Source organism: Streptomyces sp. NPDC029139 (assembly GCF_055564335.1).
In genome coordinates, this window is sequence record NZ_JBVHWN010000019.1 from 1 (window position 1) to 22,402 (window position 22,402).

At 70.9% G+C, this 22,402-nt stretch carries 19 protein-coding genes; 10 read left to right on the top strand and 9 right to left on the bottom strand.

Annotated elements, in window-relative coordinates:
- Nucleotides 1–144: 144 nt before the first annotated feature.
- The 5 genes from ACZ4VW_RS29915 to ACZ4VW_RS29935 are packed head-to-tail and all read right to left on the bottom strand — an operon-like array spanning nucleotide 145 to nucleotide 5,588.
- Nucleotides 145–1,455: a DUF58 domain-containing protein gene (locus ACZ4VW_RS29915; RefSeq protein ID WP_467967810.1), complete on the bottom strand. Its 1,311-nt coding sequence runs from the start codon at nucleotides 1,453–1,455 to the stop codon at nucleotides 145–147.
- 12 nt (nucleotides 1,456–1,467) lie between these two features.
- Nucleotides 1,468–2,451 (bottom strand): AAA family ATPase, encoded by a 984-nt coding sequence (locus tag ACZ4VW_RS29920; RefSeq protein ID WP_467967812.1) that lies wholly within the window; start codon nucleotides 2,449–2,451, stop codon nucleotides 1,468–1,470.
- Nucleotides 2,448–3,671, bottom strand: coding sequence for a DUF4350 domain-containing protein (locus ACZ4VW_RS29925; RefSeq protein ID WP_467967814.1), 1,224 nt, complete (start codon nucleotides 3,669–3,671; stop codon nucleotides 2,448–2,450). The genes ACZ4VW_RS29920 and ACZ4VW_RS29925 overlap by 4 nt, the downstream gene beginning before the upstream one ends.
- Nucleotides 3,668–4,357, bottom strand: a complete 690-nt coding sequence (locus tag ACZ4VW_RS29930) for a DUF4129 domain-containing protein (RefSeq protein WP_467967816.1) — start codon at nucleotides 4,355–4,357, stop codon at nucleotides 3,668–3,670. The genes ACZ4VW_RS29925 and ACZ4VW_RS29930 overlap by 4 nt, the downstream gene beginning before the upstream one ends.
- 4 nt (nucleotides 4,358–4,361) lie before the next feature.
- Nucleotides 4,362–5,588 (bottom strand): proline-rich domain-containing protein, encoded by a 1,227-nt coding sequence (locus ACZ4VW_RS29935; RefSeq protein WP_467967818.1) that lies wholly within the window; start codon nucleotides 5,586–5,588, stop codon nucleotides 4,362–4,364.
- A 730-nt stretch (nucleotides 5,589–6,318) separates the two neighbouring features.
- Here ACZ4VW_RS29935 and mtrA point away from each other — a divergent pair.
- The 6 genes from mtrA (at nucleotide 6,319) to ACZ4VW_RS29965 (ending at nucleotide 13,783) form a co-directional block, all read left to right on the top strand.
- Nucleotides 6,319–6,996 carry a two-component system response regulator MtrA gene (gene mtrA / locus ACZ4VW_RS29940; protein WP_356889901.1) on the top strand — a complete coding sequence of 226 codons (678 nt, stop codon included), beginning with the start codon at nucleotides 6,319–6,321 and terminating at the stop codon, nucleotides 6,994–6,996.
- Between the two features lies 1 nt (nucleotide 6,997).
- Nucleotides 6,998–9,019: an MtrAB system histidine kinase MtrB gene (gene mtrB, locus ACZ4VW_RS29945; RefSeq protein ID WP_467967820.1), complete on the top strand. Its 2,022-nt coding sequence runs from the start codon at nucleotides 6,998–7,000 to the stop codon at nucleotides 9,017–9,019.
- On the top strand, nucleotides 9,009–10,877 hold the full coding sequence (locus ACZ4VW_RS29950) for an LpqB family beta-propeller domain-containing protein (protein ID WP_467967822.1): 1,869 nt from the start codon (nucleotides 9,009–9,011) through the stop codon (nucleotides 10,875–10,877). The genes mtrB and ACZ4VW_RS29950 overlap by 11 nt, the downstream gene beginning before the upstream one ends.
- Nucleotides 10,878–11,027: 150 nt before the next feature.
- Nucleotides 11,028–11,834 (top strand): ComF family protein, encoded by an 807-nt coding sequence (locus ACZ4VW_RS29955; protein WP_467967824.1) that lies wholly within the window; start codon nucleotides 11,028–11,030, stop codon nucleotides 11,832–11,834.
- A 294-nt stretch (nucleotides 11,835–12,128) separates the two neighbouring features.
- Nucleotides 12,129–12,809 carry a ribosome hibernation-promoting factor, HPF/YfiA family gene (gene hpf / locus ACZ4VW_RS29960; protein WP_467967826.1) on the top strand — a complete coding sequence of 227 codons (681 nt, stop codon included), beginning with the start codon at nucleotides 12,129–12,131 and terminating at the stop codon, nucleotides 12,807–12,809.
- Nucleotides 12,810–13,027: 218 nt separating this feature from the next.
- Nucleotides 13,028–13,783 carry a response regulator transcription factor gene (locus ACZ4VW_RS29965; RefSeq protein WP_355112557.1) on the top strand — a complete coding sequence of 252 codons (756 nt, stop codon included), beginning with the start codon at nucleotides 13,028–13,030 and terminating at the stop codon, nucleotides 13,781–13,783.
- Here ACZ4VW_RS29965 and ACZ4VW_RS29970 read toward each other — a convergent pair.
- A complete protein-coding gene (locus ACZ4VW_RS29970) occupies nucleotides 13,776–14,939 on the bottom strand; it encodes a winged helix-turn-helix domain-containing protein (RefSeq protein WP_467967828.1) in 1,164 nt (387 codons plus the stop codon). The two genes, ACZ4VW_RS29965 and ACZ4VW_RS29970, sit on opposite strands and share 8 nt — an antisense overlap.
- A 56-nt stretch (nucleotides 14,940–14,995) precedes the next feature.
- Nucleotides 14,996–15,604, bottom strand: coding sequence for a GNAT family N-acetyltransferase (locus ACZ4VW_RS29975; RefSeq protein ID WP_467967830.1), 609 nt, complete (start codon nucleotides 15,602–15,604; stop codon nucleotides 14,996–14,998).
- A gap of 239 nt (nucleotides 15,605–15,843) precedes the next feature.
- Here ACZ4VW_RS29975 and secA point away from each other — a divergent pair, with 239 nt between their 5' ends.
- Nucleotides 15,844–18,645, top strand: coding sequence for a preprotein translocase subunit SecA (secA, locus tag ACZ4VW_RS29980; RefSeq protein ID WP_467967832.1), 2,802 nt, complete (start codon nucleotides 15,844–15,846; stop codon nucleotides 18,643–18,645).
- A 127-nt stretch (nucleotides 18,646–18,772) separates the two neighbouring features.
- Here secA and ACZ4VW_RS29985 read toward each other — a convergent pair whose 3' ends face one another.
- Complete coding sequence (locus ACZ4VW_RS29985) at nucleotides 18,773–19,399, bottom strand: Rv3235 family protein (protein WP_467967834.1); 627 nt, start codon at nucleotides 19,397–19,399, stop codon at nucleotides 18,773–18,775.
- A gap of 276 nt (nucleotides 19,400–19,675) precedes the next feature.
- Between ACZ4VW_RS29985 and ACZ4VW_RS29990 the strand changes: the two genes are divergently transcribed.
- From ACZ4VW_RS29990 to ACZ4VW_RS30000, 3 genes are all read left to right on the top strand, one after another.
- Nucleotides 19,676–20,182, top strand: a complete 507-nt coding sequence (locus ACZ4VW_RS29990) for a DUF6912 family protein (RefSeq protein WP_467967836.1) — start codon at nucleotides 19,676–19,678, stop codon at nucleotides 20,180–20,182.
- Nucleotides 20,183–20,232: 50 nt separating this feature from the next.
- On the top strand, nucleotides 20,233–20,901 hold the full coding sequence (locus tag ACZ4VW_RS29995) for an HAD family hydrolase (RefSeq protein ID WP_467967838.1): 669 nt from the start codon (nucleotides 20,233–20,235) through the stop codon (nucleotides 20,899–20,901).
- Nucleotides 20,902–21,308: 407 nt separating this feature from the next.
- The gene (locus ACZ4VW_RS30000; RefSeq protein WP_467967840.1) at nucleotides 21,309–21,518 is read left to right on the top strand and encodes a hypothetical protein; all 210 of its coding nucleotides are present in this window, start codon (nucleotides 21,309–21,311) and stop codon (nucleotides 21,516–21,518) included.
- Between the two features lie 53 nt (nucleotides 21,519–21,571).
- On the opposite strand, the gene ACZ4VW_RS30005 is transcribed toward ACZ4VW_RS30000, so the two are convergent.
- Nucleotides 21,572–22,126: a DJ-1/PfpI family protein gene (locus tag ACZ4VW_RS30005; RefSeq protein ID WP_467967842.1), complete on the bottom strand. Its 555-nt coding sequence runs from the start codon at nucleotides 22,124–22,126 to the stop codon at nucleotides 21,572–21,574.
- Nucleotides 22,127–22,402 lie beyond the last annotated feature (276 nt).

The following is a 22,402-nucleotide window of genomic DNA, read 5'->3' on the forward strand; positions in this document are numbered from 1 at the left end:
ACTGCAGGGGGGACCCTGTGGGAGAGTAGGACGCCGCCGAACAATCATTGTGGGAAAGCCCCGCACCTTATGGTGCGGGGCTTTTCTGCGTTCAGGAGCAGTACGAAACCTGTGGGCTTCCTCGCCGGAAGCCCACAGGCGTTTTCAGAGGCGGCCGGCCGCCTTCAGCGCGAGGTAGGCGTCCGCCAGGGCCGGTGCCAGGTTTTCTGGAGTGGTGTCCACGACGGTGACGCCGTGGCGGCGGAGCTGTTCTGCCGTGCGGTCACGCTGTGCCTGAGCCTGAGTGGCTGCGGCCGCTTCGTAGACGCCGTCGATCGTGCCCCGAGCCTCCGCCATATCGGCCGTGTACGGGTCCGCGACGGATGCGAGAAGGACCGTATGGCGCTGCGTGAGCTGAGGAAGGACCGGGAGGAGGCCCTCCTCGACCGGAGCCGCGTCCAGGCTCGTCAGCAGCACCAGCAGCGAGCGGCGGGGAGCCCGGGCCAGGGCCGTGGCCGCCAGGGATCGAGCGTCCGTCTCGACGAGCTCCGGCTCGACCGTGGCCAGCGCGTTGACCACCGCGGGCAGAACATCCGACGCCGAGCGGCCTTGCACCTGCGCCCGTAGGCGGCGGTCATAGGCAAGGAGGTCGACGCGATCGCCGGCGCGAGAAGCCAATGCCGTCAGCAGCAGAGCCGCGTCCATGGCGGCGTCGAGGCGCGGAACGTCTCCCACCCGTCCCGCTGAGGTGCGGCCGGTGTCGAGCACGATCAGGATGTGGCGGTCGCGCTCGGGGCGCCAGGTGCGAACGGCGACCGCGGTCTGGCGAGCGGTGGCCCGCCAGTCGATGGAGCGGGTGTCGTCACCCGGGACGTACTCGCGGAGGCTGTCGAACTCGGTGCCCTCACCGCGCGTCAGGACGCTGGTGCGGCCGTCCAGTTCGCGCAGGCGCGCCAGGCGTGAGGGGAGGTGCTTTCGGCTCGTGAAGGGCGGCAGCACCCGGACTGTCCACGGAACGTGGTGGTTGCCCTGTCGGGCGGCCAGACCGAGGGGGCCGAAGGAGCGGACCGTGATGCGCTCGGCCTGGCGGTCGCCGCGGCGGGTGGGCCGCAAGGACGTCGTGATCCGGCGGCGTTCCCCGGCGGGCACGGTCAGCTTGTGCCGGGAGGCCGCCTGATCGGTACCCGGCAGCCAACTGCTGGGCGGCCAGGCGTCCCGGAGCTGGGCGCGCAGACGGCGCCGCGAGGTGTTGGTGACGGTGAGCTGTACGTTCGCCCCGTCACCCAGTCGAACGGTTGTGTCACCGCTTCGGGTGAACTGCAGCGTTCGCACTGGCGCGGCCATCGCGTAGTCGCACAGAATTGCGAGTGAGAGGGGCGCGTTCACCGCGAGCATCCCCGTCCAACTGGGGGCGAGGATGCCTACGGGGAGCGATCCGAGGGCGGCGAGCAGCGCGGTTCGTCCGGTGAGGGCCATGGGGCGCCGTTCTCAGCGGGGTACGGGGACGTGGGCGAGGATCGAGTTGATGACGGAGTCGGGGGTGACTCCTTCCATCTCGGCCTCGGGCCGCAGCTGGATGCGATGGCGCAGGGTGGGCAGTGCCAGGGCCTTCACATCGTCCGGGGTGACGTAGTCCCGGCCGGTGAGCCAGGCCCAGGCGCGGGCGGTGGAGAGCAGGGCGGTGGCGCCTCGGGGAGAGACGCCGAGGGTGAGCGAGGGGGAATGACGGGTGGCACGACAGATATCGACGACATAGCCGGCGATCTCGGGGGAGACCGAGGTCTTGGCGACAGCGGCGCGGGCTGCCTCGAGGTCGGCGGGGCCGGCGACCGGACGGACTCCGGCGGCCCGGAGGTCCCGGGGGTTGAAGCCGTCGGCGTGGCGGGTCAGCACGCTGACCTCGTCCTCGCGGGAGGGCAGCGGGACGGTCAGCTTCAGCAGGAAGCGGTCGAGCTGGGCCTCGGGGAGGGGGTAGGTGCCCTCGTACTCGACCGGGTTCTGCGTCGCGGCGACCATGAACGGATCGGGCAGAGGGCGGGGCGTGCCGTCGACGGTGACCTGGCGCTCCTCCATCGCTTCGAGGAGCGAGGACTGGGTCTTGGGAGGGGTGCGGTTGATCTCGTCGGCGAGCAGCAGGTTGGTGAAGACGGGACCGGGCTGGAAGGAGAACTCCGCGGTACGGGCGTCGTAGACCAGCGAGCCGGTGACGTCGCTCGGCATCAGGTCGGGGGTGAACTGGACGCGCTTGGTGTCGAGTTCGAGGGTGGCGGCGAGCGCACGGACGAGCAGGGTCTTGGCGACGCCAGGGACTCCCTCGAGGAGTACGTGCCCCCGGCAGAGCAGGGCGACGACGAGTCCGGTGACGGCGGGGTCCTGGCCGACCACCGCCTTCGCGATCTCGGTGCGCAGGGCCTCCAGGGAGGCGCGGGCGCTGTCCGAGTTCGTAGCGGTCTCGGGGGTCGGGGCGCTCATGAGGTGCGTACCTCTCTTTCGAGGGCGTCGAGGTGGTCTGCCAGGCGGATGAGGGCGGCGTCGTCGGCGGGAGCCGGGCCGAAGAGCAGGTCCCGGGGGGCTGTGGCGGTCGCCGGGAGGCGGGCCGACAGCGCGGGGAGCAGGGTCTCGGGGGAGTGGGCGTCCTGGGCGGCGACGCCCAGGAGCGGGGCGATACGGCCCCGGGTCGCGCCGCGCAGCACGGCGGCCGCGCGGTCTCGCGCGTTCGACTTGCGGTAGAGGCGGGCACGGCCCTCCGTGGCTTCGGAGGCCCGGACGGCGACCGGAAGTCGTTCGGTCACGAGAGGGCCGAGGCGCCGGGCTCGCCAGATGGCGGCGAGGACGGCGGCGAGGGCGAGTTGCAGAGTGCCCCACAGCCATCCGGAGGGGATGAGCGAGAGGAAGCTGTCGGCGGCGCTGTCGGAGGACTCGCCCTCAGGGTCGCTCTCGGTCAGGGATGTGTCGGAGAGGGAGGGGAGGTACCAGACGAGATGGGGACGAGAGCCGAGGAGTTGCAGCGCCAGGGAGGCATTGCCCTGCTGGTCGAGACGCTCGTTGTAGAGGATGTCGGCGGAGCCGAGGAGCACGGTGTCGCCGCCGCCGCCGCCGCCGCCGGACGCCGGGAGCCGGAGAAGGGTCGGTCGACCGCCGCTGGGGTAGCAGGCGTCGGCCGTGTCGATCGCGGTGGTGTACCGCTCGCCGCCGATGTCGACGCTGCCGGCGCGGGCCGCTTCGGGCAGGGTGCACTGGGGTTCGCGGGCCGTCACCGAGGTGCCGGTGGCGGAGGTGACGCCGGGGGCGAGGGTGCCGAGGGAGGCGCTGCCCGCGCCGACGAGGACGGTCCGGCCGGAGGACTCCGTCATCGCTCCACGGAGCAAGGGCTGTTGGTGGTCCGCCAGCAGATCCGGGGTGGTGACGAGGAGCGTGCTGTCGGCTCCGGTGGCGGCGGTGACCTCGTCGAGGGTGGTGACCACCCGCACGGTGACGCCCTGGGCCTTGAGGAGCTCGGCGACGGCCCGGCTGCCGTTGGGGTCCGCGGAGCGGGGGTCCAGGCGGCCGTGGTGGTCGGTGGAGCGCACGGTCGCCAGGACGATGCCGCCGATCAGGACCAGGCCGAGGATGAGGAGCACCCCGCGGGCCCGGGTCCAGATCTGGCGCGGGGTCAGAGAGGCCGAGGTGGTGCTGGTGCGCGTCCGGCTCATTCGGGTGCCCCGGCGGGGGTGGTGTCGAGGGTGGGCTTGGACCGCTCCAGGGAAGCGTCCAGCTCCTCGATGCGGCGATATGCGGGTTCGTCGGCCGTGCGGCCGCCGTATGTGACGTCGTCGAAGGAGCGGGCGGCGGCCCGGAGTTCGTCCCTGTGGGAGGGCAGGGAACGGGCTGCCTCGGCGGCGGCCTCGTCGGCGGTGCGTCCGGGGCGCGGGTCGAGAAGGGTGCGCTCCTCGAGGGAGCGGACGATCGCCCGCATTCGCTCCTGGACCGCTTGGTTCCAGCGGCCGGCGGAGGCGTGCCGGGCGGCGGCGGCACGGTGCTGGTCGGCGGTGTGGGGCCCGTCCTCGAACAGCGAGTCCCCTGTGCCGGGGGTTCGTCGCGGAGTGCCGAGGCGCCACCAGATGGCGCCGATCAGGGCGAGTACGACCACGACGATCACGAGAAGCCCGAGCAGGCCGCCGGGGGTCGCCCCGGAGGCAGTGTCGAAGAGGTCACCGACCCACTCCCAGAAGCGGTCGAGGCCGCGCTCCAGCAGGCTGGGGTCGTTCTCGTGGTACATCGGCTTGGACAGTTCCCGCTCCGCCGCCTCACGGGCGGGGACGCGGGGGATGTCCACCGGGACGTCGTCCACGTCCCGGACCGGCAGCTGCGCCGTGGTCGTACCCCCCGTGGTCCGCACCCTGTCAGCTCCCGGTGGCCTGGTCGCCGGGAGCGGGGCCGTAGCCGGGGAGGCCAGCGGCACGGGCGAGTTCGAGGTCCAGCGCCTCGCGGCGGATGCGCTGGTCCACGTAGAGCAGGACGGTCACGCCGGCGGAGATCGGGTAGGTGATGGCGTTGGTGATGACACCGCCGATGCCCGTGATGATCAGGAACGACCAGCCGAAATCGGGGGTGGAGCCGGAGACCAGGCCACTGAAGCCGTCGCCGTCGACACCGATCGCGACGATCGCGAACGGGACCGCGATGATCATTGCCACGAGGAAGAGCAGCAGCTGCGTCAGCAGCGTGATGCCGAAGATGCGCCACCAGGAGCCCTGGACGAGCTTGGCCGAGCGCTTCATCGACTGGACGACCCCCTGCCGCTCCAGCATCAGGGCCGGCGAGGACAGGCTGAAGCGGACCATCAGCCAGACGACCACGACCACGCCGGCGAGAGCGCCGAGGGCCACGAGCGCGCCGCCGGCCTCGTCACCGATGAGGAGTCCGGGCACCATGGCGACGAACACGATGGCCGCGCTCATCGCCGAGAGCAGCAGGGTCAGGCCCAGCAGCCGCGACAGGCGCGGCCGGGCTTCCTGCCAGGCGGCGCCCAGCGACACGGGCCGGCCCAGGATCGCGCGGCTGATGACCACGGTGAGGAGAGCGGCGCTCACCAGGGTGGCCATCAGAAGGATCAGGATCGCGGGGATCGAGCCGATCAGGGTCGCCTGCAGGGACTCGCCGAGCTGGGCCACCGCCTCGTCCGGGGAGGCGTCCGGGTTGATCTCGGGCGGTGTCGGCACCAGGAAGCGCTGGACGAGGATGTCGGCGACCTGAGAGATGACGGCGACGGTGACGGTGATGGTCAGGACCGTGCGCCAGTAGGTACGCATCGTCGACACGGCGCCGTCGAGGATCTCGCCCATGCTCAGGGGGCGCAACGGGATCACGCCGGGCTTGGCGGCCGGCGGCTTGCCCCAGTTCCCGTTCTGGGGCGGACCGCCCCAGCCCCGGCCGGCCTGAGGCGCGGGCGCCTGGCCGGGGACCGGAGCCGTCGGGGGGGACCACTGTCCGGCCGGCGGCTGGTCCTTGGACCACTGGGGGGCGGAGCCGTTCGCGTCACCGGGCGTCGCGGGCCGGGGAACCCCGGAACCGTCCTGGCCGTCGGAGGGAGCAGATCCGGGCGAGGTCCAGCCCGGAGTGTCGTTCACGGTCGTCCACCTCGAGGAATGGTCGCGGGGCCGGCTCGGCGAGCCGGCACGGTCACAGGGGCCGATCGCCTGTCCGGGCGGCGGGCCGTGAGCCATCGTGCCACGAGGGACCCGCCGGTGGGCGGGGGCCGGTATCTCCATTCCGGCCTCAGTCGGGGGAGGTCCAGGGGGCAGACTGGGCGGATGGCTGATCAGTGCGCACAAACCGCAGCGGTGGCGGGCGTCGGTCGCGTGTCCTTCCGTGCCGGACAGGCCGGGGAACCGCGGTGGAGGACGGGTGACACGAGGAGCCGTGAGGTCGGTCCTGGTGCTCGTTTCCGCCGGCCAGGGCACTGTGAGTGACGTGCGACCGCTGATTCCCGGGCATAAGGTTCGGGAGGCGCGCCCCACCAGCAGCGGATGTCTCCATCGGAACCGAATGTCGTCCGCCTGGAGCGGTACAGCACGCCGGATGAGTTCCTGCGCGCCGGGCGGCACGACCGCGAGCTGGACCACCTCACAGGCGCGTGTGCGGCCGGCTGAGGAGTTCTTCTGGGGCATGGGCCGCAGCCGACCGCGCGGGGTACGGTTCTGGGCGACCACATCGAGGCCACGGGCGTGACATCCATGTCTGACATCACCACCCACAGACACCGGCGGTTAACGGCGCGCAATCACGAACGTCACCGCAGGTCAGTGAGGTATCTCACCAGCCGCCTTGAGACTGATACGGAAATGGGATGATGTCGATATGAAGGGACGCGTTCTTGTCGTCGACGACGACACCGCACTGGCCGAGATGCTCGGGATTGTGCTGCGGGGTGAAGGGTTCGAGCCGTCGTTCGTAGCGGACGGCGACAAGGCGCTTGCCGCTTTTCGTGAGGCCAAGCCGGACCTGGTGCTGCTGGACCTCATGCTGCCCGGAAGGGACGGCATCGAGGTGTGCCGGCTCATCAGGGCCGAGTCCGGCGTGCCCATCGTCATGCTGACGGCCAAGAGCGACACCGTCGACGTGGTGGTGGGACTCGAGTCCGGGGCCGACGACTACATCGTCAAGCCGTTCAAGCCGAAGGAGCTCGTCGCCCGTATCCGGGCGCGGCTGCGGAGGTCAGAGGAGCCCGCGCCGGAGCAGCTCTCCATCGGCGATCTGGTCATCGACGTGGCCGGTCACTCGGTGAAGCGGGACGGGCAGTCCATCGCCCTGACGCCGCTCGAGTTCGACCTGCTCGTCGCGCTGGCCCGCAAGCCGTGGCAGGTGTTCACCCGTGAGGTCCTGCTCGAGCAGGTCTGGGGCTACCGGCACGCGGCCGACACCCGGCTGGTGAACGTGCATGTCCAGCGGCTGCGCTCCAAGGTCGAGAAGGACCCGGAGCGCCCGGAGATCGTGGTGACCGTCCGTGGTGTCGGTTACAAGGCGGGGCCGAGCTGACATGAGCGCAGGCAGTACTGCTCCGAAGCCCGGCGAGCCGGGAGTCCGGTCGGGGCGGACTGCCGGACCGAGGCGGGGGGGCTCGCGATTCGGCCGTCTGCTCCGTGGTGGACGGCTGCTCGAGGACGGGGCGCCGGGTGGACCGGTGCTCCGGCTCTTCGCCCGCTGGGTGCGCCGTCCGCTGCTGCCCGCCGTACGGCTGTGGCGGCGCAACATCCAGCTGCGGGTCGTCGCGGGCACCCTGCTGATGTCGCTCGGTGTCGTGCTGCTGCTCGGCCTGGTCGTCATAGGCCAGGTCCGTAACGGTCTGCGCGACGCCAAGGAGCAGGCTGCCCAGAGCCAGGCCGCCGGTGGATTCTCCGCCGCCCAGGACAAGGCGGCGACCACGCCGTACGTGCCAGGCGGGCAGGACGGCGGTCGTGCCGGTGCCTCGCTGACCTGGCGCTCCACGCTGGTGGAACAGCTCGCCAGTGGCGGCCAGAGCGCGTTCAACGTGGTCGCGCTCTCGCTGGAGGACTCGGACGGGCCGGCGAGCCGGGGCGCGCGTGCGTCCGGTGAGGTCGACCCGGCCACGAGCATCCCCGACGACCTGCGGCGTTATGTGGCGCAGGGCGCCGGCACCTTCCAGACCTACACCCGGATCCACTACACCAACGGCAAGGAGTCCGAGGCGGGGCTCGTGGTGGGCAAGCGGCTCAACGACGCCGAGGGCACGCAGTACGAGCTGTACTACCTCTTCCCGCTGACGCACGAGGAGGACTCCCTCGCGCTGGTGAAGGGCACGCTGGCGACGGCCGGTCTGTTCGTGGTCGTGCTGCTCGGCGCCATCGCCTGGCTGGTGGTGCGCCAGATCGTCACGCCCGTGCGGATGGCGGCCGGGATCGCGGAGCGGCTCTCGGCGGGCCGCCTCCAGGAGCGGATGAAGGTCACCGGCGAGGACGACATCGCCCGGCTCGGTGAGGCCTTCAACAAGATGGCGCAGAACCTGCAGCTGAAGATCCAGCAGCTGGAGGAGCTGTCGCGGATGCAGCGGCGGTTCGTCTCGGACGTGTCGCACGAGCTGCGGACACCGCTGACGACCGTACGGATGGCGGCGGACGTCATCCATGAGGCGCGCGTGGACTTCGACCCGGTCACCGCGCGCTCCGCCGAGCTGCTGGGCGATCAGCTCGACCGCTTCGAGTCGCTGCTCTCCGATCTGCTGGAGATCAGTCGGTTCGACGCGGGGGCCGCGGCGCTGGAGGCCGAGCCGATAGACCTGCGTCAGGTCGTCCGGCGGGTCATCGGCGGCGCGGAGCCGCTGGCCGAGCGCAAGGGCGGCAGGATCGTGGTCGTCGGCGACGAGCAGCCGGTCGTGGCCGAGGCGGACGCCCGCCGTGTCGAGCGGGTGCTGCGCAACCTCGTCGTCAACGCCGTGGAGCACGGTGAGGGCAAGGACGTGATCGTGAAACTGGCCGCAGCGGGCGGCGCCGTCGCGGTCGCCGTGCGGGACTACGGCGTGGGACTGAAGCCGGGCGAGGCGACCCGGGTCTTCAACCGCTTCTGGCGGGCGGACCCGGCACGCGCGCGTACCACCGGAGGTACGGGCCTGGGCCTGTCGATCGCGGTGGAGGACGCCCGGCTGCACGGCGGCTGGCTCCAGGCGTGGGGCGAGCCCGGCGGCGGCTCGCAGTTCCGGCTCACCCTGCCGCGGACGGCGGACGAGCCGCTGCGCGGATCCCCGATCCCGCTGGAGCCGGAGGATTCGCGGCGTAACCGCGAGCAGGCGGCGGCCGAGGCGGCCGTCGGGCGGGGACCCGAGAGCGGGGCCCGCCGGGCGACCGTTCCGGTACAGGCCGCTGGGGGCCGACCGGCGCTGTCCGTACCGCCGCGGATGCCCGCGGCGCCGAGGGCCACGGCGGATCCGACGGCCCTGCCCGGCAGTGGCGCGCGGGTGGTCGCACGGCCGTCGGCCGAGGCCGACAACGGTGAGGCGATGGCGTCGGCGAACGCCGAGGGGGAGGACAGAACAGGTGAGCGCTGACTCCCGAGGACAGCGGTCGTCCGGTGCCCTGCGGGCAGGTGTGCTGTTCGCCTGCGGCGGTCTGCTGGCGACGGGCTGCGCGACGATGCCGGACAGCGGGGACGTACGGAGTGTGAAGGCGTCCAACCCGGGTGACTCGCAGGTCCGGGTGTACGCCGTGCAGCCGCGGGAGAACGCGGAGCCCGATGAGATCGTCGACGGCTTCCTTGAGGCCATGACCAGTGACGATCCCGGTTTCGCGACCGCGAAGAAGTATCTGACGAAGCAGGCCGCGCGCAGCTGGAAGCCGGAACAGAGCATCACCGTGCTCACCACGGCGCCGGACCGCGAGCAGGCCGACCGGCTGGCGGACCCGGAGAGCCAGGGGCGGTCGTACCCGATCCGCGGCCGGCAGATCGCCACGGTGGACGCCCGGCACGCGTACCAGCCGATGAGCCCCACCGATTACAAGGACTTCATCCACGTGGTGCAGCAGCCCGCCGCGGACGGCAAGGGCAAGGAGTGGCGCATCGACCACCTGCCGCCGGGGCTGGTGCTCAGCGAGGCCGACTTCCAGCGCAACTATCGCTCCGTCAACAAGTACTACTTTGCCTCGGGCCAGGAGTGGGTCGTCGCCGACCCGGTCTACATCCGGCAGCGGCAGGACCCGGTGACCCGGATGGATCCGGTGACCCAGACCGTCAAGGCGCTGCTGGAGGGCCCGACTAACTGGTTGAAGCCGGCCGTGGATTCACGTTTCCCCTCCGGTACGGAACTGAAGGAGGGCGTCACCTCGCTCGCGACGGACGACCAGTCCACGCTGAAGGTGCCGCTCAACGCGAAGGCCGACCGGGTGGGTGGGGAGGTCTGCCGCCGGATGGCCGCTCAGTTGCTGTTCACGCTCGGCGATCTGACGTCCGTACGGGTCGAGCAGGTGGAGCTCCAGCGAGGTTCCGACGGTGGCCGGCTGTGTGTGCTGTCCAAGGCGCAGGCGGAGGACTTCGCCCCGGTGCACGACTCGGGCAGGGCCGAGAACCCGTTCTTCGTCGACGAGCACGGCATGTTGAAGACGCTGCCGGTCGGCGGCAAGGAGGACGCGGAGGCGGACGCGACGCTGGGGCCGTTCGGCAAGGGCGAGATGCCCCTGCTGTCGGTCGCGGTGGACCGTGAGGAGAGCCGGGCGGCCGGGGTCCGCAAGGACGGGCGTGAGCTGCGCGTGGCGTCGATCCTGTCCGACGGCGAGCTGCCTCCCGCGCTGGTGACGAGCGGCGCGGCACGGCCCGAGGACCGGTTGTCCACGCCGAGCTGGGACGGACGCGGCGATCTGTGGGTGGCGGACCGCGATCCGGTGAAGCCACGGCTGTGGATGGTCCCGGGCGGTGACGGCGAGCCCGTCGAGGTCCGGGCGCCCTGGCTCGCGGACGGTGCCCGCGTCGCGTCGCTGCGGGTGTCCGCGGACGGCGTGCGGATCGCTCTGCTGCTCAAGGACAAGAACGGCCGCTCCACCCTGAAGATCGGCCGGGTGGAGCGGGAGGGCGGCGGGTCGCAGCCCACCGTGTCGGTGGTGGACCTCCAGCCCGCGGCGCCGCGGATGGAGGCCGTCACCGCCGTGTCCTGGGCCGGTCCGAGCAGGCTCGTCGTGGTCGGCAAGGAGGCGGGCGGCGTTCAGCAGGTCCGCTACGTCCAGACGGACGGTGCGACCTCCACGGCGTCTTTGCTGCCGGGCCTGAACGGGGTGACGGCGGTCGCCGCGCCGAACGACGAGCGCGCTCCGGTGGTCGCCGACTCGGGCAACGACGGCATCGTGCGTCTGATGCCGGGTGCGAACTGGCAGCGGATGATCAAGGTCGCCGGCTCCGCGCCGGTCTATCCCGGGTAACCGCCGACAGCCGGCCGTCACCCGCCCGGCCCCCTGCTCCCGACCCGATCGGACAGCCTTCCCGTCCCGCTCGGCTCCCTGTTCGCCCCTGGCCGCCTCCCGTTGTCCACAGGGGTGGCCGGAGGTGACCGGCAGGAGGACAGTGGAGCCATGCGGGGGTGGTGGCGTGAGATCGCCGGACTGGTGCTGCCGGTCGCCTGCGGAGGCTGCGGCAGGCCCCGTACGGAGTTGTGCCCGCGGTGCCGGGAGGAGCTGGCAGGCCCCGGACCGCGCAGGGTGCGGCCCCGGCCGGAACCGGCCGGGCTGCCGGCCGTTCATGCCGCGGCGCCCTATGCCGATGCCGTACGGTCCGTGCTCCTCGCCCACAAGGAGCGCGGCGCGCTGTCCCTCGCCGGACCCCTCGGTTCCGCCCTCGCGAGTGCCGTGGAGGCCGCTGCCGGGCGCTCTGGCGCCTCGGGGGCCGGCCCCCTTCTCCTCGTACCGGTGCCCTCCTCGCGTCGCTCGGTGCGGGCACGTGGCCACGACCCCACCCGGCGGATCGCGCTGGCCGCGGCGGGCAGGCTGCGCCGACGGGGGCGGGCCGCCCGGGTGATTCCGGTACTGCGCCAGCGGCGGGACGTGGCGGACCAGTCGGGGCTCGGTGCCCGTGGGCGGTTCGCCAATCTGGCCGGGGCCCTGGAGACCGTCTCCGGCGCCGCACGGCTCCTGGAGGGCGGGCGGGTGGTGCTCGTGGACGATCTGATGACCACCGGTGCCTCGTTGGCGGAGGCGGCGCGGGCACTGAGTGCCGTACATCTTCCGTTCGATCCCGGGCAGGGTGGCACCACAGCCGAAAACGACGGGACGGAAAACGGATTCGTACGGCCGACGGCGGCCGTGGTGGCCTGTTCTCCCTCATCGTTCGATCTAAACCGGAACTGGGCGAGAACTTGCATCGTTGCAGGTGGTGAGAGGTGAAAACACCCGAACGGAGGTATGTGGCTGCAGCGGGTGCCGACATCCGTCCGAACGAGCTATGTTCGGTTGTGAGGAATGCCGAATGCTACGCCTCAGCGAATGCACGGGTGCGCCTAGAGGACAGGAGTTCAGGGCGAATTAACCTCGGATCGGTGGGGTGGGGATCTTGCCGATGGGGGAGGAGGAGGTGAAAGTCGCCAAGTCCGAGACTCCGGCATTCACCGGAGTCTGGTGCAAAGGGAGATGCTCAGCGGCCCAGGTGCCGTCCTGAGCGATCCGGGAACGGAGTTCTGCGTGGACATCGTCGTCAAGGGCCGCAAGACCGAGGTGCCCGAGCGGTTCCGCAAGCACGTGGCCGAGAAGCTGAAGCTGGAGAAGATCCAGAAGCTCGACGGCAAGGTGATCAGCCTCGACGTCGAGGTGTCCAAGGAACACAACCCGCGGCAGGCAGACAGGTCCGACCGCGTGGAGATCACCCTCCACTCCCGAGGCCCGGTCATCCGGGCGGAAGCGGCAGCGGGCGACCCGTACGCAGCGCTCGACCTCGCCAGCGACAAGCTGGAGGCGCGACTGCGCAAGCAGCACGACAAGCGCTACACCCGCCGTGGCACCGGCAGGCTGTCGGCCGCCGAGGTCGCCGACGTGGTGCCGGGCGTCGCGCAGCTCAACGGAAACGGCCAGCTGGTAGCCGAAGAGGCCGGCGGGGTGCCCACCACGATGATGGGCTCGATCGAAGTACAGGGCGAAGGCCCGCTGGTGGTCCGCGAGAAGACCCACAGCGCCGCGCCGATGAGCCTCGACCAGGCGCTCTACGAGATGGAGCTCGTCGGTCACGACTTCTACCTGTTCGTCGACGCCGACACCAAGCAGCCGAGTGTCGTCTACCGGCGGCATGCGTACGACTACGGCGTCATCCATCTGGAGAACGACCCGCTCGCCGAGGGCGGCGGTGCCGGTGGTGCCCTCGGCGGCTGACCCGCCGGCCGGAGCAGCACACCTTGTTGTCCGTCACGGTGCCCCTGGAGCGCCCCTTGCGCCCCCAGGGGCACCCCCGTGCGACCCCATGAAGTGCACGGGATCACCGCGCCGACGTCCGGGCATGAAATCATGGCGTGCACGCCAACCCGTGCTTTGAGCGCAGTGGTTGGAGGACCGAACACGAATTCAGGCCACGGCCTTCAGGGGGAGGAACGATGGCGGACAGCTTCGGGCCGGTGCACAGCGGGCGGGAGCCCGATGGCGCAGCCGCCGCCGAGGGATCGGATTCGGACAGCGGGGAGTCCCGCAAGGAGCCGATCCGGGTCCTCGTCGTGGACGATCACGCCCTTTTCCGCAGGGGCCTGGAGATCGTCCTCGCCCAGGAGGAGGACATTCAGGTCGTCGGCGAGGCGGGGGACGGGGCGGAGGCCGTCGACAAGGCGGCCGATCTGCTGCCCGACATCGTGCTGATGGACGTCCGGATGCCCAAGCGCGGCGGGATCGAGGCCTGTACCTCCATCAAGGAGGTGGCCCCCAGCGCGAAGATCATCATGTTGACGATCAGCGACGAGGAGGCCGATCTCTACGACGCGATCAAGGCGGGCGCGACCGGTTATCTCCTGAAGGAGATCTCCACCGACGAGGTGGCCACCGCGATTCGCGCGGTCGCCGACGGGCAGTCGCAGATCAGTCCCTCGATGGCGTCGAAACTCCTCACCGAGTTCAAGTCGATGATCCAGCGGACGGACGAGCGCCGGCTGGTGCCGGCGCCCCGGCTGACCGACCGCGAGCTGGAAGTCCTCAAGCTCGTCGCGACCGGCATGAACAACAGGGACATCGCCAAGGAGCTGTTCATCTCCGAGAACACCGTGAAGAACCACGTGCGCAACATTCTGGAGAAGCTCCAGCTGCACTCCCGGATGGAGGCCGTGGTCTACGCGATGCGGGAGAAGATCCTCGAGATCAGGTGAGGGCGGCCGTCAGCGGGGCGATCAGTTCCGGACGGTCCGCCCGCTCGATCCGCACCGTGTCGCAGCCCACCCACTCGGCCGCCTCGCGCAGCGCCTGTGCCATCGGACCGACCGCCTTGGGGGAGTCCAGTGACACCTGCCGGGCCACCAGCGTGCTGCCCTCGCGTGCCGGGTCGACGCGGCCCAGAAGCTTTCCGCCCGCCAGCAACGGCATGGCGAAATAGCCGTGCACCCGCTTCTGCTTCGGCACGTACGCCTCCAGGCGGTGCGTGAAACCGAAGATCCGCTCGGTGCGCGCCCGCTCCCAGATCAGCGAGTCGAAGGGCGACAGAAGCGTCGTGCGGTGCCGGCCGCGCGGCTCCGTCGCCAGAGCCGCAGGGTCGGCCCAGGCCGGCTTCCCCCAGCCCTCCACGACGACCGGGACGAGCCCGGAGTCCTCGACCACCGCGTCGAACGCCTCGCCCTTGATCCGGTGGTAGTCGGCGATGTCGGCGCGCGTGCCCACGCCCAGCGCCTCGCCCGCCTGCCGTACCAGCCGCCGCAGGCACTCGGCGTCGTCCAGGTCGTCGTGGAGCAGGTTGCCCGGGATCGCCCGCTCGGCCAGGTCGTAGACCCGCTTCCAGCCGCGCCGCTCGGTGCACACCACCTCGCCGTACATCAGCGCCCGCTCGACGGCGATCTTCGACTCGGACCAGTCCCACCACTCGCCCTTGTTCTTCGCGCCGCCGAGCTCCGTCGCCGTCTGCGGGCCCTCGGCCCGCAGCTGCTTGATCACGGCGTCGTACGCCCCGTCCGGCAGGTCGTGGTGCCACTGCGGACGCTCACGGTAGGAGCGGCGGCGGAAGGCGAACAGCGGCCACTCCTCGATGGGGAGGATGCAGGCGGCGTGCGACCAGTACTCGAAGGCGTGCCGCTCGGTCCAGTACGCGTCCTCGACCGTCGTACGGCCCACCGCGCCCAGCCGCGCGTACGGGATCAGCTCGTGCGAGCGCGCCAGGACGGAGATCGTGTCGAGCTGCACCTGCCCCAGGTGACGCAGAACGCCCCGCACCCCCGCGCGGCGGTCGGGAGCGCCCAGGAATCCCTGGGCGCGCAGGGCGATCCGGCGGGCTTCGTCCGCGGACAGTTCGGCGGCGGGAGGCGGCGCAGTCGTCATGGTCCGCACCCTAGAGGGCGGCACTGACACTCAGGCCCCGGACCGGAAATCCGGCCTCACGCCCCTGACCGGGGATCCGGCGCTCGGACTTCGGACCGGGGATCCGGCAGATAGGGCAGCGACCCCGGCAGGCCGAGGTCGGAGGGGAGCAGCGCGCCGACCCAGGCGTCCCGCAGCACCCCCTTGTTCGCCAGCGCGGCCCGCAGCGTGCCCTCGATCGTGAAGCCGGCCTTCTCGGCGGTCGCGCGGGACGCCTGGTTGCCGACCTCGGCGCGCCACTCCAGGCGCGTGCAGCCGAGCTCCGTGAACGCCCAGCGCGCCAGGGCGAGGACGGTCTCCGTCATGTAGCCCCGGCCGCGGTGCTCCTTGGCCGTCCAGAACCCGACCTCCCACGTCCCCGAGTTCGGGTGGTGGAGCCCGGCGGCGGCGAGGATCGGACCGCCCTCCCGGAGCCGTACGGCGAAGCTGTAGTCGGTGTCGTCGCGCCAGCCGTGGGGGACGACGCGGTTCAGGAAGAACTCCGCGTCCTGACGTCCGTAGGGCGAGGGGACGACCGTCCAGCGCTGGATGTCGGGGTCCTGGCAGATCGTGTAGACCTCGTCGGCGTCCTCCGGGGTGAACGTGCCGAGGGTCAGCCGTTCCGTGGTCAGTGTCGTCGGCTTCATGACGGAATTCTGGTGATCGGAGCGACGGGAGGCGAACACTTTTCGGGCCCGGCGGCACCTTCGGTGCGTCTCGCGCGTTCTCTTTGCGGGCGGTAGTGGCACTCCGGCACTGCGGGCCTCCCGGCGCGGCGGCGGTCTCGCTTACGATGGCCGTTGCGGTGGGGACCACCTGCCGTGCCCGCGCCCGAGTCCTTCACACGACCCAGTGCCAGGCCCGACCGGCAAGGAGACCAGCCTCAGTGTCCGTCTTCAACAAGCTCATGCGTGCAGGCGAAGGCAAGATCCTGCGCAAACTGCACCGCATCGCGGACCAGGTCAACTCCATCGAAGAGGACTTCGTCAACCTCTCCGACGCCGAGTTGCGGGGGCTCACCGAGGAGTACAAGCAGCGGTACGCCGACGGTGAGAGCCTCGACGACCTGCTCCCCGAGGCCTTCGCGACCGTCCGTGAGGCCGCCAAGCGCGTCCTCGGCCAGCGTCACTACGACGTGCAGCTGATGGGCGGCGCCGCCCTGCACCTCGGCTACGTGGCCGAGATGAAGACCGGTGAGGGCAAGACCCTCGTCGGCACGCTCCCGGCGTACCTGAACGCGCTGTCCGGCAAGGGCGTGCACCTGATCACGGTGAACGACTACCTGGCCGAGCGCGACTCCGAGCTCATGGGCCGGGTGCACAAGTTCCTCGGTCTTTCCGTGGGCTGCATCCTCGCCAACATGACGCCCGCCCAGCGCCGCGAGCAGTACAACTGCGACATCACCTACGGCACGAACAACGAGTTCGGCTTCGACTACCTGCGCGACAACATGGCGTGGTCCAAGGACGAGCTCGTCCAGCGCGGCCACAACTTCGCCTGTGTCGACGAGGTCGACTCCATCCTCGTGGACGAGGCCCGTACGCCGCTGATCATCTCCGGCCCGGCCGACCAGGCCACGAAGTGGTACGGCGACTTCGCCAAGCTGGTCACCCGCCTCACCAGGGGCGAGGCCGGGAACACCCTCAAGGGCATCGAGGAGACCGGCGACTACGAGGTCGACGAGAAGAAGCGCACCGTCGGCATCCACGAGTCCGGTGTCGCCAAGGTCGAGGACTGGCTGGGCATCGACAACCTCTACGAGTCGGTGAACACCCCGCTCGTCGGGTACCTGAACAACGCCATCAAGGCCAAGGAACTGTTCAAGAAGGACAAGGACTACGTCGTCATCGACGGCGAAGTCATGATCGTCGACGAGCACACCGGCCGTATCCTCGCCGGCCGCCGCTACAACGAGGGCATGCACCAGGCGATCGAGGCGAAGGAAGGGGTGGACATCAAGGACGAGAACCAGACCCTCGCCACGATCACCCTGCAGAACTTCTTCCGCCTCTACGACAAGCTCTCGGGCATGACCGGTACGGCGATGACCGAGGCGGCCGAGTTCCACCAGATCTACAAGCTCGGCGTCGTCCCGATCCCGACGAACAAGCCCATGGTCCGCAAGGACCAGTCGGACCTCATCTACCGGACCGAGGTCGCCAAGTTCGCCGCCGTCGTCGACGACATCGCGGAGAAGCACGAGAAGGGCCAGCCGATCCTCGTCGGTACGACGTCGGTCGAGAAGTCCGAGTACCTCTCGCAGCAGCTGTCCAAGCGCGGCATCCAGCACGAGGTCCTCAACGCCAAGCAGCACGACCGGGAGGCGACGATCGTCGCCCAGGCCGGCCGCAAGGGCGCCGTCACGGTCGCGACGAACATGGCCGGCCGAGGCACCGACATCAAGCTCGGCGGCAACCCGGACGACCTCGCCGAGGCCGAGCTGCGCCAGATGGGCCTGGACCCGGTCGAGCACGTCGAGGAGTGGGCCGCGGCCCTCCCCGCCGCCCTGGAGCGCGCCGAGAAGGCCGTGAAGGCGGAGTTCGAGGAGGTCAAGGCGCTCGGCGGGCTGTACGTGCTGGGCACGGAGCGCCACGAGTCGCGCCGTATCGACAACCAGCTGCGCGGTCGTTCCGGCCGTCAGGGCGACCCGGGCGAGTCCCGCTTCTACCTCTCCCTCGGCGACGACCTGATGCGGCTGTTCAAGGCGCAGATGGTCGAGCGCGTCATGGCCATGGCCAACGTGCCGGACGACGTGCCGATCGAGAACAAGATGGTCACGCGCGCCATCGCCTCCGCCCAGTCCCAGGTCGAGACCCAGAACTTCGAGACGCGTAAGAACGTCCTGAAGTACGACGAGGTCCTCAACCGGCAGCGCGAGGTGATCTACGGCGAGCGCCGCCGCGTCCTGGAGGGCGAGGACCTGCACGAGCAGATCCGCCACTTCATGGACGACACGATCGACGACTACATCCGCCAGGAGACCGCCGAGGGCTTCGCGGAGGAGTGGGACCTCGACCGGCTGTGGAACGCGTTCAAGCAGCTCTACCCGGTGAAGGTCACCGTGGAGGAGCTGGAGGAGGCGGCAGGCGACCGCGCGGGCATCACGGCCGAGTTCATCGCCGAGTCCGTCAAGGACGACATCCACGAGCAGTACGACGCCCGTGAGAAGTCGCTCGGCTCGGACATCATGCGCGAGCTGGAGCGCCGCGTGGTCCTCTCGGTGCTCGACCGCAAGTGGCGCGAGCACCTCTACGAGATGGACTACCTCCAGGAGGGCATCGGCCTGCGCGCGATGGCGCAGAAGGACCCGCTGGTCGAGTACCAGCGCGAGGGCTTCGACATGTTCACCGCCATGATGGAGGGCATCAAGGAGGAGTCCGTCGGTTACCTGTTCAACCTGGAGGTCCAGGTCGAGCAGCAGGTCGAGGAGGTTCCGGTGACCACCTCGCTCAGCAAGGAGGACGCCGTGCCGGCCGGCACCGGGCGTCCGGAGATCCGCGCCAAGGGGCTGGACGCCCCGCAGCGGCCGGACCGGCTGCACTTCACCGCGCCCAAGGTGGACGGCGAGGGCAGCATCGTCGAGGGCGACTTCGTCAGCGACGAGGTCTCCGCGGGCGGGGACGGTCTGACGCGCGCCGAGCGTCGCAAGGCGCAGAAGAGCACGGGCGGTCGTCGCCGCAAGAAGTGATCCCCTGAGGGGAGGAGGGGCCGGTCACCGCCGAGGTGGCCGGCCCCTTCGTCATGTCCGGGCCCGTGGGCCATGTCCGAGCCCGTGGATCAGGCCCGCGCCCCTGCGTGATGTCCGAGCCGTTCCGTCATGTCCGGGCCGCACGCGACTGGGCAGGCACGCGCGCGTGGCCGTGCTCCTGCCGGCGTTCCGCTCGCCGCTCCTGAAGCCGCTCCTGGAGCTGCTCCTGGGGCTGCTCCGGTCGGTGTCCCGGCCGGTGTCCCGGCCGGTGTTCCTGTCGGTGGGCGGGGGCGTGCCCGTGGAGGCCGTCCAGTTCGACGGCGGCGCAGCGCCAGCGGCGGTCGGCGCCGCGCTCCAGACGGAAGGCCATGGCCCTGACCCGCTCCCCGGTGGCGACGGTCGCGCAGACCTCGACGGCGTCCGTCCGCGGCGGGTGGAAACGGCAGGTGCGCAGGACGGGGCGCACCCCCAGGGAACGGAAGGGCGTGTCCGGGGCGAGCTGGACGAGCTGCTCGTACGCCTCTCCGACCGTCTGCCCCAGCATCCAGTGGACCGGCCGCTCGCCGCTCAGGACGGCGAGGAGGCGTTCGGCGAAGAGAGCGTGCGGCGGGAGGGCGCGGGCCGGTACGGCGCCGCGTGAGGCGGTTGCCGGGCGGGTTCCGGCGCGACCGCGCGGGCCGGTGCCGGCCGGGCCACCCGGCCCACGCGGCGCGGGGGTGCGGGCGGGCCTCGGGCTCGTGGCGGCGGTGCTCATGGAGGGTCCCCGTTCCGTACGGCCCAGCGTTCTACCGGGCGGTAACTTCTGTTGGGGATCTTGTACGGGCGGGCTCGGCGCCCTCGCAAGGCACCGTGGGCGCTCTCGAGGCAGGACGACCGGTTCACCTATCAGAGTGAGGAGGCGGTCCTCCGGGTCTGCCGGCGCGGGGGCGGGGGATGCCTCGGGTGGACCGGGGAGACGACCGCCGGGAGACTCCGAAGGGGGACTCCCCACGTATCCTGAGGGCGTTTCCGACTACGAAAGCGGCCAGCCATGCGCGTGTACGTCCCTCTGACCCTCCCCGGTCTCGCACAGGCGCACAAGGCGGGCGAACTGGGGCCCGGCCCGCTGACCGCGTACGCCGTGACCCCCGCCCTGCGCGAGTGGTACGTCTCCGACGACATCGAGGAGCTGGAGTACGCGGCGCTCAACCGCGCCGCCTCCGCCTCCCTGCGACTGCTCGCCGGAGACCCCGCGGCCGCGCGGCGCCGGATCGTCGTCGCCGTGGACGTGCCGGACAAGGACGCGGTCGTCGACCCCGACCGGGGCCTGGACCCCGGCGCCCTGGGCGAGGTCCGTATCGCCGGATCCGTACCGCTGGCCAAGGCAGCGGCCGTGCACGCCGACGCGGACGACGCCGAGGCGGACGTCTCGGCGGCGGCGGACGCGCTGGGCGCGGCGGACCAGGGCGACGACGACGCGCAGTTCACGGTGGACGGGGCGGAGGACCACGAGCTGCTGTGGTTCGGGGTGCAGGAGATCCCCGGGCTGCTGGCCTGAGGAACGGCCGGTCCGGGCCGTTTGTCGGAGCGGGCCGGTACCGTCTTCGCATGGGGAAGCACGGGAAGAGCGGAAAGCATCTGGTCTGGGACTGGAACGGCACGCTGCTCGACGACATCGAAGCGGTCATCGGGGCGACGAACGCGGCGTTCGCCGAGCTGGGCCTGGAGCCGATCACGCTCGCGCGCTACCGCGATCTGTACATGGTGCCGGTGCCGAAGTTCTACGAACGGTTGATGGGGCGGCTGCCCACGGACGCCGAGTGGGTGCTGATGGACGGCGTCTTCCACAAGCACTACTGGCAGCGGGCGGAGTCGTGCGGGCTCACGGTCGGGGCGGCGGAGCTGCTGGCCGCGCGGCAGGAGTCCGGGTTCACGCAGTCGCTGCTCTCGCTGGCCCCGCACGCCCAGCTGGTGCCGCTGGTGCGGCAGCACGGGATCGAGGAGCGGTTCGTCCGGGTGGACGGGCGGGTCGGGTCCTCCACGGAGGGGAAGTCGGCGCACATGGTGCGCCACCTGGCCGCCCTGGAGGGTGTCGACCCCTCGCGGATCGTCGTCATCGGCGACGCGGCGGACGACGCGGTGGCGGCGGCGCACGTGGGGGCGCGGGCGGTGCTGTACACCGGGGGGTCGCACAGCCGGGCGTCGCTGGAGGCGGTGGGGGTGCCGGTGGTGGACTCCCTGGCGGACGCGGTCGCCGTCGCGGAGGAGCTGGTCTAGGCGGGATGACGCGGTCCGCCTCGCCGGCCCTCGCTCGACGTCGGGGACCGCCGCCCGGTGGACCGGCAGGAGAGCCATGGCGCGTGTCGTCAAGCCTCACGTTCTGCCAAACCGGAGCCCGTCGTTGTCCATAACGTCAAACTTCCACACCCCCGTTTATACACATACGGACCGTGACGGCTCGGTGGGGGCGGGCGGTAGGCTCGTCATGCGCTGACGGACGGTCAATCGCCTCAACGGGCCTACGCCCAGGGAGCGTTGACATAAGCGGCCGACAGCGCATCCGATGCCCCCGGACGTGGCGAAGGGAGACCCGGGCGAGGCTCTTGCTTGGCGGCGGGCCTCGTTCTTTTCCGGATCTCCCTCGCGTGCCGACGGGGTCCCCTGTTGCGAGGAGAGTGATTCCCTTGGCGTCCCTCGACGGTATCTCAGACAAGCCCGATGGCGGCAGTCGTGCTCTGCCCTGGTTCACGGCCTGTGTGGGTCTGATCGCGATGGTCGTGGCGACCGCTCTGGCGGTGGGCGGTCATGGAGAGGTGGCCGTGGCCGTGGGTGCGGTCGGTGTCGCCGTCGCCGGGCACGGCGGGCTGCGCGTGACCGTGAACGTCCGGCGGTGAGTGAGCGGCGCGGGCGGAAGCGGCCGAAGGCCGGCGCGCCCGCCCGCGCCCCGTCATGCCTTGCTGCGCAGGACCTTCAGGAACTCGCGCATCCAGGTCGGGTGGTCGGGCCAGGCCCTGGAGGAGACCAGGGTGCCGTCCACGACCGCCTCCGTGTCCTGGAAGCTCGCGCCCGCCGCCTGCATGTCCAGTTCCAGCGCCGGGTAGGCCGTGACCCGGCGGCCCTCCAGGCTGCCGATCGCCGCCGTCAGGAGCGGGCCGTGGCAGATCTGGGCCACCGGCTTGTCCGCGTCGAAGAACGACTTGAGGATCTTGCGCAGCTCCGGGTCGTTGCGGAGGTACTCCGGCGCGCGGCCCCCGGGGATCACCACCGCCACGTAGTCACCCGGGTCCACCTCCGAGAACGCCAGGTCCGCGGGCCAGGTGTAGCCCGGCTTCTCGGTGTACGTGTCGTAGCCCGGCTCGAAGTCGTGCACGACGAACCGCAGCTGCTTGCGCGCCGGAGCGGCGATATGGACTTCGTACCCCTCTTCGAGGAGACGCTGGTAGGGGTACATGACCTCCAGCGACTCCGCCGCGTCCCCGGTCACGATCAAGATCTTCGCCATGCCGACTCCCGGATCCAGTGGTGTACCCACCACGCTGCCCGCCGTGGGTCACTTTGCCTAGAGGTCATCTGTCGCTGTCCATAACGTCAAACTTCCACCCCCTCTTTTGTACACATACGGACCATGACGGGCCCGGGGTGGAGAGCGATAGGCTTTTCCCGTGATCGCGATACGCCGAGGGGGCAGCGAAGCCCCCGGCTCTCGCCCGGTCCGCTACCGCGGCCGGGCCGACACGGCGTTCGCTGATCCCTTCCGTCCGGGCCCCGCGCCGAGATT

Bases quoted from the DNA above. Each gene is read 5' to 3' on its own strand.
- ACZ4VW_RS29915 (WP_467967810.1), bottom strand. From the start codon at position 1,455: ATGGCCCTCACCGGACGAACCGCGCTGCTCGCCGCCCTCGGATCGCTC.
- ACZ4VW_RS29920 (WP_467967812.1), bottom strand. From the start codon at position 2,451: ATGAGCGCCCCGACCCCCGAGACCGCTACGAACTCGGACAGCGCCCGC.
- ACZ4VW_RS29925 (WP_467967814.1), bottom strand. From the start codon at position 3,671: ATGAGCCGGACGCGCACCAGCACCACCTCGGCCTCTCTGACCCCGCGC.
- mtrA (WP_356889901.1), top strand. From the start codon at position 6,319: ATGAAGGGACGCGTTCTTGTCGTCGACGACGACACCGCACTGGCCGAG.
- mtrB (WP_467967820.1), top strand. From the start codon at position 6,998: ATGAGCGCAGGCAGTACTGCTCCGAAGCCCGGCGAGCCGGGAGTCCGG.
- ACZ4VW_RS29955 (WP_467967824.1), top strand. From the start codon at position 11,028: ATGCGGGGGTGGTGGCGTGAGATCGCCGGACTGGTGCTGCCGGTCGCC.
- ACZ4VW_RS29965 (WP_355112557.1), top strand. From the start codon at position 13,028: ATGGCGGACAGCTTCGGGCCGGTGCACAGCGGGCGGGAGCCCGATGGC.
- ACZ4VW_RS29970 (WP_467967828.1), bottom strand. From the start codon at position 14,939: ATGACGACTGCGCCGCCTCCCGCCGCCGAACTGTCCGCGGACGAAGCC.
- ACZ4VW_RS29975 (WP_467967830.1), bottom strand. From the start codon at position 15,604: ATGAAGCCGACGACACTGACCACGGAACGGCTGACCCTCGGCACGTTC.
- ACZ4VW_RS29985 (WP_467967834.1), bottom strand. From the start codon at position 19,399: ATGAGCACCGCCGCCACGAGCCCGAGGCCCGCCCGCACCCCCGCGCCG.
- ACZ4VW_RS29990 (WP_467967836.1), top strand. From the start codon at position 19,676: ATGCGCGTGTACGTCCCTCTGACCCTCCCCGGTCTCGCACAGGCGCAC.
- ACZ4VW_RS29995 (WP_467967838.1), top strand. From the start codon at position 20,233: ATGGGGAAGCACGGGAAGAGCGGAAAGCATCTGGTCTGGGACTGGAAC.
- ACZ4VW_RS30005 (WP_467967842.1), bottom strand. From the start codon at position 22,126: ATGGCGAAGATCTTGATCGTGACCGGGGACGCGGCGGAGTCGCTGGAG.